At 70.4% G+C, this 12,668-nt stretch carries 15 protein-coding genes and 1 pseudogene; 6 read left to right on the forward strand and 10 right to left on the reverse strand.

Going from position 1 to position 12,668, the window contains the following annotated elements:
* Nucleotides 1-198, reverse strand: a 198-nt coding sequence (locus AB0I69_RS34835; RefSeq protein WP_363099939.1) for a hypothetical protein, incomplete at its 3' end; no start/stop codon positions are given.
* Here AB0I69_RS34835 and AB0I69_RS34840 point away from each other — a divergent pair.
* A pseudogene (locus AB0I69_RS34840) lies at nt 146-437 on the forward strand (barstar family protein); the annotation flags it as partial. The gene AB0I69_RS34835 and the pseudogene AB0I69_RS34840 sit on opposite strands and share 53 nt — an antisense overlap.
* 77 nt (nt 438-514) lie before the next feature.
* Here the strand turns inward: AB0I69_RS34840 and AB0I69_RS34845 are convergent.
* On the reverse strand, nt 515-667 hold the full coding sequence (locus AB0I69_RS34845; RefSeq protein ID WP_363099728.1) for a DUF397 domain-containing protein: 153 nt from the start codon (nt 665-667) through the stop codon (nt 515-517).
* A complete protein-coding gene (locus tag AB0I69_RS34850) occupies nt 636-1,487 on the reverse strand; it encodes a helix-turn-helix transcriptional regulator (protein WP_363099729.1) in 852 nt (283 codons plus the stop codon). The genes AB0I69_RS34845 and AB0I69_RS34850 overlap by 32 nt, the downstream gene beginning before the upstream one ends.
* 109 nt (nt 1,488-1,596) lie before the next feature.
* On the opposite strand from AB0I69_RS34850, the gene AB0I69_RS34855 reads away from it, so the two are divergent.
* A complete protein-coding gene (locus AB0I69_RS34855; RefSeq protein WP_363099730.1) occupies nt 1,597-1,806 on the forward strand; it encodes a hypothetical protein in 210 nt (69 codons plus the stop codon).
* A complete protein-coding gene (locus AB0I69_RS34860; protein ID WP_363099731.1) occupies nt 1,803-2,231 on the forward strand; it encodes an ATP-binding protein in 429 nt (142 codons plus the stop codon). Before AB0I69_RS34855 ends, AB0I69_RS34860 begins: the two co-directional genes overlap by 4 nt.
* Here AB0I69_RS34860 and purH read toward each other — a convergent pair.
* Both purH and purN read right to left on the reverse strand, forming a co-directional pair.
* On the reverse strand, nt 2,203-3,777 hold the full coding sequence (gene purH, locus AB0I69_RS34865) for a bifunctional phosphoribosylaminoimidazolecarboxamide formyltransferase/IMP cyclohydrolase (protein WP_363099732.1): 1,575 nt from the start codon (nt 3,775-3,777) through the stop codon (nt 2,203-2,205). The two genes, AB0I69_RS34860 and purH, sit on opposite strands and share 29 nt — an antisense overlap.
* On the reverse strand, nt 3,774-4,403 hold the full coding sequence (purN, locus tag AB0I69_RS34870; RefSeq protein WP_363099922.1) for a phosphoribosylglycinamide formyltransferase: 630 nt from the start codon (nt 4,401-4,403) through the stop codon (nt 3,774-3,776). Before purN ends, purH begins: the two co-directional genes overlap by 4 nt.
* 317 nt (nt 4,404-4,720) lie before the next feature.
* Between purN and AB0I69_RS34875 the strand changes: the two genes are divergently transcribed.
* Nucleotides 4,721-5,527 (forward strand): hypothetical protein, encoded by an 807-nt coding sequence (locus AB0I69_RS34875; RefSeq protein WP_363099733.1) that lies wholly within the window; start codon nt 4,721-4,723, stop codon nt 5,525-5,527.
* A gap of 13 nt (nt 5,528-5,540) precedes the next feature.
* Here AB0I69_RS34875 and AB0I69_RS34880 read toward each other — a convergent pair whose 3' ends face one another.
* The gene (locus AB0I69_RS34880) at nt 5,541-7,331 is read right to left on the reverse strand and encodes a DUF6350 family protein (protein WP_363099734.1); all 1,791 of its coding nucleotides are present in this window, start codon (nt 7,329-7,331) and stop codon (nt 5,541-5,543) included.
* A 96-nt stretch (nt 7,332-7,427) separates the two neighbouring features.
* Between AB0I69_RS34880 and AB0I69_RS34885 the strand changes: the two genes are divergently transcribed.
* A complete protein-coding gene (locus AB0I69_RS34885; RefSeq protein ID WP_363099735.1) occupies nt 7,428-8,525 on the forward strand; it encodes a sigma factor-like helix-turn-helix DNA-binding protein in 1,098 nt (365 codons plus the stop codon).
* Nucleotides 8,526-8,788: 263 nt separating this feature from the next.
* Here AB0I69_RS34885 and sucD read toward each other — a convergent pair whose 3' ends face one another.
* The 4 genes from sucD to AB0I69_RS34905 all read right to left on the reverse strand — a co-directional run bounded on the left by sucD (nt 8,789) and on the right by AB0I69_RS34905 (nt 12,012).
* Nucleotides 8,789-9,673, reverse strand: coding sequence for a succinate--CoA ligase subunit alpha (sucD, locus tag AB0I69_RS34890; RefSeq protein WP_019055633.1), 885 nt, complete (start codon nt 9,671-9,673; stop codon nt 8,789-8,791).
* 22 nt (nt 9,674-9,695) lie between these two features.
* Nucleotides 9,696-10,874: an ADP-forming succinate--CoA ligase subunit beta gene (gene sucC, locus AB0I69_RS34895; protein ID WP_328679935.1), complete on the reverse strand. Its 1,179-nt coding sequence runs from the start codon at nt 10,872-10,874 to the stop codon at nt 9,696-9,698.
* Nucleotides 10,875-11,305: 431 nt separating this feature from the next.
* Nucleotides 11,306-11,473 (reverse strand): hypothetical protein, encoded by a 168-nt coding sequence (locus AB0I69_RS34900; RefSeq protein WP_363099736.1) that lies wholly within the window; start codon nt 11,471-11,473, stop codon nt 11,306-11,308.
* 140 nt (nt 11,474-11,613) lie between these two features.
* Nucleotides 11,614-12,012, reverse strand: a complete 399-nt coding sequence (locus AB0I69_RS34905) for a hypothetical protein (protein WP_363099737.1) — start codon at nt 12,010-12,012, stop codon at nt 11,614-11,616.
* 480 nt (nt 12,013-12,492) lie between these two features.
* Here AB0I69_RS34905 and AB0I69_RS34910 point away from each other — a divergent pair, with 480 nt between their 5' ends.
* Nucleotides 12,493-12,630: a hypothetical protein gene (locus AB0I69_RS34910; RefSeq protein ID WP_363099738.1), complete on the forward strand. Its 138-nt coding sequence runs from the start codon at nt 12,493-12,495 to the stop codon at nt 12,628-12,630.
* Nucleotides 12,631-12,668 lie beyond the last annotated feature (38 nt).

Consider the following 12,668-nt stretch of genomic DNA (forward strand, 5'->3'; position numbering starts at 1 on the left):
CGCGCACCTCGCGGCGACCGGCTCCCGGCCGCGGATCTTCCTGGCCGCGCTCGGCCCGGCCGCCGCGCACACCGCCCGCCTCACCTTCGCGTCGGCCCCGGGGGCGTTTCGGTCGCGGCACTTCATCGAAGTGGGGCAGTACGAGATGGTGAAGACGGAACCGGAGTTGGTGGTCGACCTGAGGGGCCGGCCGATCATGACGCTCGACGACTTCTGGGACGCCGTCACCGAACCCTGCCGGACTGCCGCAGTGGTTCGGCCGGAACACGGACGCCTGGGCGGACACGATCCAGAACCGAGGCATCTCCGAGGTCATCGACAGCTACGACATCCTGGTCATCCACGTGGACAAACAGGGAATCTTCGCCGCCCGGAACCACGACGCCCGCGCCCTGCGCCGCACGTTCGCGGGGCACCAGTCGAGACTGGTCGTACACGAGCCGACCCAGCCGACGAAGGACGCCCAGGCGGAGGCGGGGACGAGCAGCGCCGAGCCGTCGGGGTAGACGGACAGCTATGCAGTACCGGCCCAGTCGACGAACGGCGCCCACACGGAGGCCGGGATGAGGAGGGCCGAGCCGTCCGGGACCTTGGAGTCACGGACGGGGACGATGCCGGGGAGGTCGTCGCGGACGTCAGGCCCTGTGCTTGCCGTTCCGGTAGTCATCCGCCGCTTGTTCGACCATGTCCAAGGACATCTCTGGCGATAGTGCCACGGCCCGGAGCAGGTCGTACGACCTGCGGTAGTCCGTCACGAGCGTCGGGCAGTCGATCAGCTGGCCAGTGTGAAGGCCCTCCGTGTACACCACGGGCGGTGCGTCCGTGAAGGTCATCACCTTGACCATGCCCATCATGAACGGATGGGCGGCCAGCGTTTCCGGGAGGATCTGCAGAACGCCCCGCGTGGAACGGATCACGTGCGCGACGTGCTCCAACTGGACGGCCATCTCCTCCGACGGCAACAGTGGCCTGCGGATCAGGCTCTCGTGCACGATCGTCCAGATCTCCGGCCGATCTTCCGCTCGCCAGACCTTGGCCCGGTCCATGCGAGCCTTGACCTGCTTCTCGACGGCTTCGGGCCGCAACCAGGGGCTGCCGATCGTCACGACCTTCCGGGCGAACGCCTCGGTCTGCAACAGCCCTGGAAGCAGCATCGGCCCCCAGTCCTCGATCGAGGCCGCGTGCTTCTCGATCGCCGCGGCATCCGCGAAGTACTCCGCGTGCCCGGACTGCTTCGCCTTCTGTACGTCTGCACAACGCCGCTCGAAAAAACCGTCGGTCTCCAGCACCTTGTCCACGTGCCGGGCCAGATCCAGCGGCATCCGCCGCTCACCGCGCTCGACCTGGCTCAGGAGCGAGATGCCCCGGTAGCTTCCCTCCACCAACTCCTTGAGCGTGAGCCCCGCTTCTTCCCTCTTGAAGCGCAACTCGGCGCCATAGAAAGAGGGAATGTCCGCGGACGCATTGGGTTCTTTGCGTACAGGCACGAATCACCACCGTCATTTCCCAGTTCCCGTGTGCAACCCAAACCACTGTCACGGTACGAGATTCCACGTCACTCTGTGAGCAATTCGTCACAGAGAAAGGCGTACGGGCATGACCAGCCCCTTCAGCCACGAGGCCACCACCGAAGTGGCCGAACTCCAGGCCGCGTTGAAGGCACACGGGATCACCCTGCCGTCCCTCGGGCTCGACCTGCCCTCCGTCGTCCAGACCTACGGCGCCCCGCTCGTCGAACTCGGGAACTGCAACCTCGACACCGCCAGGGCCCTCACCGCCGCCCTCCGCAAGGCGGCCGGCCGGTGACTCCGCTCGTCCTCGAACTCCTCGCCGTACCCAAGGTGGTGCCGGAGGCCCGCCGTGCCGTACGCAAACACCTCGGCATCCCGTGTCCCGAAGTCCAGCTCTGCGTAAGCGAGTTACTGACCAACGTGATCCGGCACCTCGGCGAGGGCACCCCGGTGACCCTGCGGGTGGCCCACACCGACGGGCGTACCCGTGTCTCCGTCACCGACCCGGAGCCGTACGCCTGGCTCGTCGTACGCGCGGCCGGGCCCGACGACGAGAACGGGCGCGGGCTCGTGCTGCTCGACGCGCTCGCCACGCGGTGGGGCGTGGAACAGGGGCCGGAGGGCAAGACGGTGTGGTGCGAACTGCCACCGTCCGAGCCGCCTCCGGCCCCTGTTTCAGCTTCCGCTGATGTCAGTGGAAGAAGTGCCGCGTTCCCGTGAAGTACATCGTGACGCCCGCCTTCTTCGCGGCCTCGACCACCAGCTCGTCACGGACCGAACCGCCGGGCTGGACAACGGCCTTGACGCCGGCCGCGGTCAGGATCTCCAGTCCGTCCGGGAACGGGAAGAACGCGTCCGAGGCCGCGAACGAACCCCGCGCCCGCTCCTCCCCCGCCCGCTCGACGGCCAGCTTCGCCGAGTCGACACGGTTGACCTGCCCCATGCCGACGCCGACCGAGGCGCCGTCCTTGGCGAGCAGGATCGCGTTGGACTTCACCGCGCGGCACGCCTTCCAGGCGAAGGCGAGGTCGGCGAGGTCGGACGCGGAGAGCGCCTCGCCCGTCGCCAGCGTCCAGTTGGCCGGGTCGTCGCCGTCGGCCTGGAGGCGGTCGGTGACCTGGAGCAGGGCGCCACCGTCGATGGGCTTGACCTCGGCCGGGTGGGAGGGCGCGCCCGGGGTCTTCAGGACCCGGATGTTCTTCTTCTTGGCGAGGGCTTCGAGGGCGCCGTCCTCGTAGTCCGGCGCGACGATGACCTCGGTGAAGATCTCCGCGACCTGCTCCGCCAGCTCCTTGCTGACCGGCCGGTTGACGGCGATCACGCCGCCGAACGCCGACAGCGGGTCACACGCGTGCGCCTTGCGGTGCGCCTCGGCGACGTCCGAACCGACCGCGATACCGCACGGGTTGGCGTGCTTGATGATCGCGACACAGGGCTCGTCGTGGTCGTACGCGGCACGACGGGCGGCGTCCGTGTCCGTGTAGTTGTTGAACGACATCTCCTTGCCGTGCAGCTGCTCGGCCTCGGCGAGACCGGTGCCCGTGCCGTCGACGTAGAGCGCGGCGGGCTGGTGCGGGTTCTCGCCGTACCGCAGCGTGCTCTTGCGCTCCAGGGTGGCGCCCAGGAAGTCCGGGAACATCGAGTCGTCCACGGGCGCGTAGGAGCTCGCGAACCAGCCGGCGACGGCGATGTCGTACGACGCCGTGTGCTGGAACGCCTCCGCAGCGAGCCGCTTGCGGGTGTTGAGGTCGAACCCGCCGTTCTGTACGGCGTTCAGGACGTCGGCGTAGCGCGCGGGGCTGGTGACGATCGCGACCGACGGATGGTTCTTGGCGGCGGCGCGGACCATCGACGGGCCGCCGATGTCGATCTGCTCGACGCACTCGTCCTCGGACGCGCCCGAGGCGACGGTCTCCCGGAACGGGTAGAGGTTGCTGACCACCAGGTCGAAGGGGGCCACGCCCAGCTCGTCGAGCTGCTGCCGGTGGCTCTCCAGGCGCAGGTCGGCGAGGATGCCGGCGTGGATCTTGGGGTGCAGGGTCTTGACCCGGCCGTCCAGGCACTCGGGGAAGCCGGTCAGCTCCTCGACCTTGGTGACGGGGACACCGGCGGCGGCGATACGGGCGGCGGTGGAGCCCGTGGAGACGAGCTCCACGCCCGCCTCGTGCAGGCCGCGGGCCAGCTCCTCCAGGCCGGTCTTGTCGTAGACGCTGACGAGCGCGCGACGGATGGCCCGCTTGCCGCTCTCGATGTTCTCGGCGGTCACTGGATAACTACCTTTCGTCCCTCAATGCGATAGCCGTTGCGGGCGAGCCGCCCCACGACATCGACGAGCAGCGTTCGCTCGACTTCTTTGATGCGCTCGTGCAGAGCGCTCTCGTCGTCCTCGTCCCGGATCTCCACCACGCCCTGAGCGATGATCGGTCCGGTGTCGACGCCGTCGTCGACGAAGTGGACGGTGCAGCCGGTGACCCGGGCGCCGTACGCGAGTGCGTCCCGTACGCCGTGGGCCCCCGGAAAACTGGGCAGCAGGGCGGGGTGCGTGTTCACGACCCGGCCGCCGAAGAGGGCCAGGAACTCCTTGCCCACGATCTTCATGAACCCGGCGGACACGACCAGGTCGGGCTCGTAGGTCGCGGTCGCCTCGGCGAGAGCCGCGTCCCACTCCTGGCGGGTGCCGAAGTCCTTCACCTTGCGGACGAAGGTGGGCAGCCCTGCGCGCTCGGCACGGGCGAGCCCCTCGATGCCCTCCCGGTCCGCTCCGACGGCCACGATCTCGGCTCCGTACGCCTCGGTGCCGACGGCCGCGATGCCGTCGAGGAGCGCCTGCAGATTCGTACCGGATCCGGAGACCAGCACGACGAGGCGCTTGGCCACGGGCTTGGCGGCCACGGCGGGGCCCTTTCTCGGGGGAACGTCGTCTTGTACGGCCGGCTCGCGCATCCGTACGTCTCGTGCGTTCATACGAATGCTTCGCGCCCCGGGATACGGGGAAGTCTACGAAGCGGCCGACCGTCAGCAACGATACCGGCACACCGGACGGCCCCCACGGGACGGGGGCGTGGCCGGAAGGTAGCGTCTGGGGAGAGCGGGTTCGGGAACGCGGTTGTCGTGCGACGCGTTCACGAAGTGACAGCTCGTGAAGTAACAGCTCATGAAGCGACACTTCATGTCGGAGACGTATCCACCAAGGGGAAGACGCTCATTTGATGCCGGACCGCAGTCTGCGACTTCTCACGTTCCCCCCGCAGCCGGCGCTGGGAGGGGAGCGCCGCACCGTGCTGCTCCGGGAGCGGCCCGCGTCGCCGCCCGACGCGCCCTCGGAACAGGGTGGCAAGACCCCGGACGACAATCCCTTCGCGCCGCCGCCCGAGGGCACCCCCGACCGGCCGTGGCAGCCCCGGCGCCGTGAGGGCGGCAAGGGTTCCGACGACTCCTCGGGCTCGTCGGGTGACAGCGGTGGCGGCGGTGGCGGTCGTTCGCCGTGGGGCACCCAGTGGAGCGACCAGCAGCCGGGACGTTCCCAGGGCGGCTTCGGCGACCGGCCCGGTGGGCCGACCGGACAGGGCGGACCCGAGGGCCCTGGCGGCGGCGGTCCCGGTCAGGGCATGCGCTGGGACCCGACGGACCCGGCCCAGCGCCACGCCCGTTACTCCCTGCTGAGCGGCATGTGGGCCTTCTTCTTCGCCCTCTTCAGCTGGCCGTACGTGGCCCTGCTGCTCGGCGCCCTGGCCATCTACTGGGGCGGCAGCGCCCTGCGCGCCAAGTCCCGCCCCGCCGACCCGGACACCCCCGCGGTGCCCGAGGCGCAGGCCCGCCCGCAGACGACGGCGGCGGTGAGCGGCCTGGTCACCGCGTCCCTGGCCATCGCCCTGGTCGCCGCGATGTTCGTCGCGCAGCTGGCCTACAGCGACTTCTACACGTGCACCAATGACGCCCTCACGAACGAGGCCAAGCAGTCCTGCAACCAGCTCCTGCCGAAGGACCTGCGGGGGCTGCTGGGGACCGCCAACTGACCCACCCCACCGGTCACTTGACCTCTGGTGGATCCGGGGATTCCTCCGGTTCCGGCGGAGTGGACGCCTCCCTCAAGGCCGCCCAGCGGGCCTCGCGGGGGGCGTTGTCGTACCAGGGGGTGGGCGAGGGCTCCGACGGCAGGTCGACGGGCAGGAAGTCGTACGGGTCGAACGTGGGGTCGTGGTCGTAGGCGATGTACGGCTGGTCGACGGGAGCCTGGGCCGGTACGGGTACCTGGACCGGCGTCCCCTTCGGCTTGCGCGCGAACCAACTCCGGCAGGCGGCGAACGGCCTCCGGAACCAGCGCCCCGAATCACCCTCGACGGGGACGGGGACGGGGACGGGGGTGGGGGTGACCTCACTCTCCCGCGGCTTCCCGATCGTCGGCGTCGGCACCCGGCGTTCCCGCAGCCGCCACGCCCGCAACCCCAGCGCCGTAGGAACCGCCACCGCCGCGATCCACCCCAGCGCCGCACCCCCCGTCTGCCACCACACCGGCCCGAACCGGGCGAGCGCGGCACCCCCGAGCGGACCGCCGGACAACTCCGCGAGCAGAGCGAGCGCTACGGCACACAGGGCCGCGGCGAACAGTGCGGTGGCGGCGGTGCGGCGTTGCGCCCAGGGGGCCGACGTCGACTGTTGGCGGAGCCCGGCACCGGCCGCCCGCCGCTTCCTCTCCTCCGTCAACTCGCCCCCGCCGCCGTCCCGTTGGCCCGCCGCGACCCGTGCGACGAACCATCCGACCGTGAGCCCGGCGACCACGGGCAGCAGCCCGGCGAGCCAGTTCAGCGGGGTTCCGGTGCCCGCGTCCGGGACCGCGGCGAGGAGCGGGAACGGCGGGAGGAGAGGGGCCGGGGCCGAGGAGAGCGGGGCCACCGTGTGGTGCACGCCGAGCGCGAAACCGGGGCCGAGGGCGTAGGACGCGGACCACACGGCCGCGTTGGGGATCAGCGCGAGGCAGAGCAACAGGACGGCGAACCGGCCCGACAGACCCTCCGTCAACTGGAGGAAGGAGGTCCGGGCGGCGCCGCCGTGCCAGACCAGCGACGCCCCGAGCAGCAGCGCACCGCCCCCGACGAGCACCGCCGTGCCGAGGCCTGCGGCGCGTGCGGCGGTGCCGATGCGGGCCCGGGACTCGCGGGCCTCCGGGCCGAGGACGAGCCGTCGCAGCCCGGCCGGCAGCAGGATCAGCAGGCTCAACACGGGTTCGCGCGGGCGCCCGTACGCCTTCCACACCCCCGAACCGGCCGCGCCCGCCGCGAGCAGCGGCAGACACACCGCCGTCCAGCTCCAGGAGGGGGAGAGTTCGCCGCCGGACGCGTAGAGCGCGGCGGCGGTGCCGACGGCGAGGTAGCCGAGGGCGACGCCGGTCCAAGCCGTGCGCACGGCGACGAGGGGCGGGGCCTCGGCGTCGTCGGCCCCGCCCTCCGAGGCGTCTTCGCCGAGTGCCGCGTCCCGGGCCGCCCGGTGCAGCAGCCACACCGGCAGCACGAGGAGGAGCAGCGGGGTGACGCCCACGGGTGCGGGGACTCCGGAGAGCGTGTCGGCGCGGACCAGTTCGACGCCGTGCGCGAGGAGCCACAGCGCGGCGGCCATGTGCAGGGCGCCGCCGGGCCCGCTGTCGGGGTAGGGCGAGCTGATCCACAGCACCATCACGAGCACGGCGAACGAGCCGAGCCCGAGCCCCGCCGCGACCGCACCACCCAAGAGGCTGGCGGCCAGTCCGGGGGATCGGTCACGCATCCGGGTGAGCAGGGGCGACAACAGCGCTCGGCGGTGGGTCATCGGCATCACGACCGCCATGCTCCCAACGACACGCGCTTTCTCGTCGTAACAGGCGAACCTCGGAAGTGTCGCTCAATATACGTTTATGTACTTTTTCGTGCGGAGGGGCGTCCGGTGACGCAGAGCCCTGCAACCCCGCTCCCTCCGCCCAAGGAACGCCGACGCCTGCGCGAGGCGGGGTCGCTGACGCAGGCTCAGGTCGCGACAGAGGTGGGCGTCAGCCGCGAGACGGTGCGCTCGTGGGAGACCGGCCGTACGACACCACGTGGCCGGAAACGGGAGGCGTACGCGAAATTGCTCAACAGCCTGAGCGAAGAAGAGACCGTGACGGAGCCTCAGCAGCCCGAGGCGGGCGACACCGCTGTGCTCGAACCCGTCCTCGTCCCCGTACCGATCGAGGCACCACCCCGCCCACCCCTGACGCCCGCTCAGGCCTTCGACGCGCTCTACGCGTTCTGCGCACCCGCCCTCGTACGGCAGGCCTATCTGCTGACCGGGCGGCGCGAACTGGCGCGGGAGTCCGTGGAGCGGGCCTTCCAGGTCGCCTGGCAGCGCTGGCCGGAGGTGGCGGTCGACCGCGACCCGGCCGGCTGGGTGCGCTCGGCGGCGTACGAGCACGCCCTCTCCCCCTGGCACCGGTTCCGCCCCAGATACCGCCACCCGGAACCCCCGCCCCCCGACGCCTCCGACCGCGCCCTGCTGACCGCCCTCCTGAAACTCCCGCCGTCGTACCGCCGCACCCTCCTCCTCTACGACGGTGTCGGGCTCGGTCTCGCGGAGACCGCGGCGGAGACGGAGGCGAGCACGCCGGCGGCGGCGAACCGGCTGCTGCACGCGCGCGATGCGCTCGCCGCGCAGCTCCCTGACCTGTCCGACCCCACCGAGCTGCACCGGCGGATGACCGAACTGGCCTCCACGGAGCGGCTGCGCGCGGCCAAGCCACCGACGGTCCGCTTCGCCGGCGAACGGCGGACCGTGTTCTGGACCCGGGCGGCGATCGCGTTCACGGTGGCGATCATCGGGGCGACGACGTTGACGGTGAGGACCGCTCCGACGCACTACGAACCGCCGGTGCCGTTGGGGCAGCGGGTGGAGGGGGTGCCGCCGCGGGTGGTGCAGGGTTCCCTGTCCGAGGAGGAGGTGGCGCTACGGGACCGTCTGCGGAGCGGGATGACGAACGGTCCGGAGAGGCTGGCACCGCTGGGTCGGTAGTTCGTCGGCTGCGGGCCGGTGGGGGCTGGTCGCGCAGTTCCCCGCGCCCCTTAAAAACGCAGGCCGGCCCATGTTTTTAGGGGCGCGGGGAAGCGCGCGCCTAAAAACGCAGGCCGCCGCACGTCTTTTAGGGGCGCGGGGAACTGCGCGACCAGCCACGACGCACCCGCAGCCGCCGAACAACCGAACCCGGCACCCCATGACGCGTGATGGGCCCGCCCCAACCCACGGAGCGAGCCCATCAACGTTCAGCTAAATACCGTTCAGCCGGCGAGGATCTCCCGCGCCAGCTTCGCCGTCTCGGTCGGCGTCTTGCCGACCTTGACGCCGGCGGCCTCAAGGGCCTCCTTCTTCGCGGCAGCCGTACCGGAGGAACCGGAGACGATGGCACCGGCGTGGCCCATCGTCTTGCCCTCGGGCGCGGTGAAGCCCGCGACGTAACCGACGACCGGCTTCGTGACGTTCTTCGCGATGAAGTCCGCCGCACGCTCCTCCGCGTCGCCACCGATCTCACCGATCATCACGATCAGGTCGGTGTCGGGGTCGGCCTCGAAGGCGGCCAGCGCGTCGATGTGGGTGGTGCCGATGACCGGGTCGCCACCGATGCCGACGGCCGACGAGAAGCCGAGGTCACGCAGCTCGTACATCATCTGGTACGTCAGCGTGCCGGACTTCGAGACCAGGCCGATACGGCCCGGCTTCGTGATGTCGCCCGGGATGATGCCGGCGTTCGACTGACCGGGGGTGATCAGACCCGGGCAGTTCGGACCGATGATGCGCGTCTTGTTGCCCTTCGCGACCGCGTACGCGTAGAACGCGGCCGAGTCGTGGACGGCGATGCCCTCGGTGATGACGACCGCGAGCGGGATCTCGGCGTCGATCGCCTCGACGACGGCGGCCTTGGAGAAGGCCGGCGGTACGAAGAGGACGGATACGTTCGCGCCCGTCTTCTCGATCGCCTCGGCGACCGTGCCGAAGACCGGGATCTCGGTGCCGTCGACGTCGACGGACGTGCCGGCCTTACGGGGGTTGACGCCACCGACGATGTTGGTGCCGTCGGCCAGCATGAGCTTGGTGTGCTTCATGCCCGTGGAGCCGGTCATGCCCTGGACGATGACCTTGCTGTCCTTGGTGAGGAAGATAGCCATGGCTGTGTCTGTCCCTCTTCCCTTACTTCGCAGCCGCGAGCTCGGCGGCCTTGTCGGCCGCGCCGTCCATGGTGTCCACGCGCTGGACCAGCGGGTGGTTGGCGTCGGAGAGGATCTTGCGACCCAGCTCGGCGTTGTTGCCGTCGAGGCGGACGACGAGGGGCTTGGTGACTTCCTCGCCCTTGTCCGCGAGCAGCTGCAGCGCCTGCACGATGCCGTTGGCGACCTCGTCGCACGCGGTGATGCCGCCGAAGACGTTGACGAAGACCGACTTGACGTCGGGGTCGCCCAGGATGATCTCCAGGCCGTTCGCCATCACGGCCGCGGACGCGCCGCCGCCGATGTCGAGGAAGTTGGCCGGCTTCACGCCGCCGTGGTTCTCACCGGCGTACGCGACGACGTCCAGGGTGCTCATGACGAGACCCGCGCCGTTGCCGATGATGCCGACCTCGCCGTCGAGCTTGACGTAGTTGAGGTTCTTCTCCTTGGCGGCCGCCTCAAGGGGGTTCGCCGAGTCCTTGTCCTCAAGCGCCGCGTGGTCCGCCTGGCGGAACTCGGCGTTCTCGTCGAGGGAGACCTTGCCGTCGAGCGCGATGACGCGGCCGTCGGCGACCTTCGCGAGGGGGTTGACCTCGACGAGGAGGGCGTCCTCCTTGACGAAGGTGTCCCACAGCGTCACGAGGATCTCGGCGACCTGCTCCGCGACGTCGGCCGGGAACTTCGCCTGCGCGACGATCTCGCGGGCCTTCTCGATGGAGACGCCCTCGTTGGCGTTGACCGGGACCTTCGCGAGGGCCTCGGGGTTCTCCTCCGCGACGACCTCGATCTCCACGCCGCCCTGGACGGACGCCATGGCGAGGAAGGTGCGGTTGGTGCGGTCGAGGAGGTACGAGACGTAGTACTCCTCGACGATCTCGGGCGCGGTCTCGGCGATCATCACCTTGTGGACCGTGTGGCCCTTGATGTCCATGCCGAGGATGTCCGTCGCACGCGCGACGGCCTCGTCCGGGGTGGCGGCGAGCTTCACGCCACCGGCCTTGCCACGGCCGCCGACCTTCACCTGGGCCTTGACGACGGACTTGCCACCGAGCCGCTCGGTGGCTGCGCGGGCCGCCTCAGGCGTGTCGATGACTTCACCGGCCAGCACCGGTACATCGTGCTTGGCGAAGAGGTCCCTCGCCTGATACTCGAACAGGTCCACGCGCTTCCGTCCTCAGTGATATCGCGGTTCGTTGGATGCGTGGGCGTGCCGCGAAGGGCAACGTGACGTCCGCTGTCACAAGGGAGGCGCACACGGTGACCGAGCGCGCGGCATGTCCGTCTCGCAGGTTATCGCTGGTTGCAGAGGGCCTCTAAATCGAGGGTCACACCTGAGCGGTGATACCTGTCACATGATGCCGGAATTCGTGACACGGAGTGCCGCACAGAAGGCGCTCAGACAGCTTGGGGCGGGGCCCCACCGGGCTGGGGTTGACCCGATGAGGCCCCTTGAACAGCCCCTCAGGGCCGCAGGGGCGTCGATCCCCACCCCAATGGGGACCAGCTCACCCCATCCGTGAAGTTCCGCCCGGACAGACCGACGGCTTTCGGCCGTCCGGGGCTTACCACCTCACGAATTCGTACGTCCGTCGATCACGACGGAGGCAGATGGCGAGCGACGGCGATCGGCTCGACGGCCGCGGCCTTCGCGGCACAGGCGGCACGGGCCGCGCGGGCGGCCTGGATTCCCCTGATGGCCCCGGCACCCCTGACCTGGGACGCGATGGACGTGGCCGGGGATGTGGATACAGATACAGACATGGATGCGGATGCGGGCATGTTCGTGCCCTTGCTTGCGTGCATGTTTGCGTCAGGTCCTTAGGGATTCCGAGACGTGGCAAGCCCGGTGCCTCGCACCACGGGGCTTGTACGACAGGTCTGCTGCGGGGGAACGGTCTTCCCTAGCCGGGGAAGACCGGAATGTCCCGGTACCTGTCCTTCGTCTCGGTCATGTCCGTACGCACGGCGACGCCGGGTACGAGCCGCAACGGCGCCCGGGGGTCCGGGCTCACCGCGTGCACGTCGACGTGACGCGACCCACCGTTGTCCACGGCCGGCTGGTTGCCCAGGGCCCCGCCGGAGCCGGAGTCATCGCCGGGCGCCTGACGCGCGGGTGCTTGTCCTACGGCCCCGACGACGTGACCGACCGCGCCCCTCGCGGCCCCCTCACCCGTGACACCGGCGCCGACGCGCGGCCCGTAGGCGACGGCTGCCGACGCGTCCACGGTCTCCCGGGTACCCCGATCGGTCGCCGTCCCGCTGGACACGGTCCCCTGCGCGGCACCCGAAGGCTGCACCACGGGCCCACCCGACGCCGGAACCGTTGAAGGCGGCGAGGAGGGGATCGTCGGGAGCGTGGGAAGCGACGGCAGGGAGGGCAACGCGGGGAGAGAAGGGAGAACGGGGAGAGCAGGCAGCGACCCAAGCTGCGGCAACTGCGCTTCGACCTCGGCCAGCCCATCAACCAGCCCATCAGCCAGCCCGTCGACCAACCCTTTCACGGGATGACGATGCGAATGAGGATGAGGACGAAGCAGCGGTAGGGGCAGCGGATCGGAGGAGGCGGAGGCGACGGGCGGAGGCTTGGCGGGTCCCGTGTGCGACGGCCCCGCTCCCGGCGGTCGCGACGGCCCCACCGGATGTACGACGGTGTCGACCGACGAACGTACGACGGCCCTGACCCCCGCGAGCACCGAACTCCCGCTCACGGTCGGCGTCTTGCCCGGCGTGGACGGCGGTATCAGTCCGGCCACCGTCGCCGTCGGGCCGCCCTCCGCCGCATGCGCCTGCTCCCCACAGAGGAAGCCGAGCGCGAACAACCCGCCTACCAGCAGCGTCAGTTGCAGGGCCACACGCAGCGCACGCCGCCCGGCCGCCGTACGCATCACGCGCAGGGCGGCACCGAGCGGTGCGGCTGACCAGATCATGAGGCGTCGATCCTTGCACGGGCCTCCCG

It is taken from the genome of Streptomyces sp. NPDC050508, assembly GCF_040655155.1.
GTDB lineage: Bacteria > Actinomycetota > Actinomycetes > Streptomycetales > Streptomycetaceae > Streptomyces.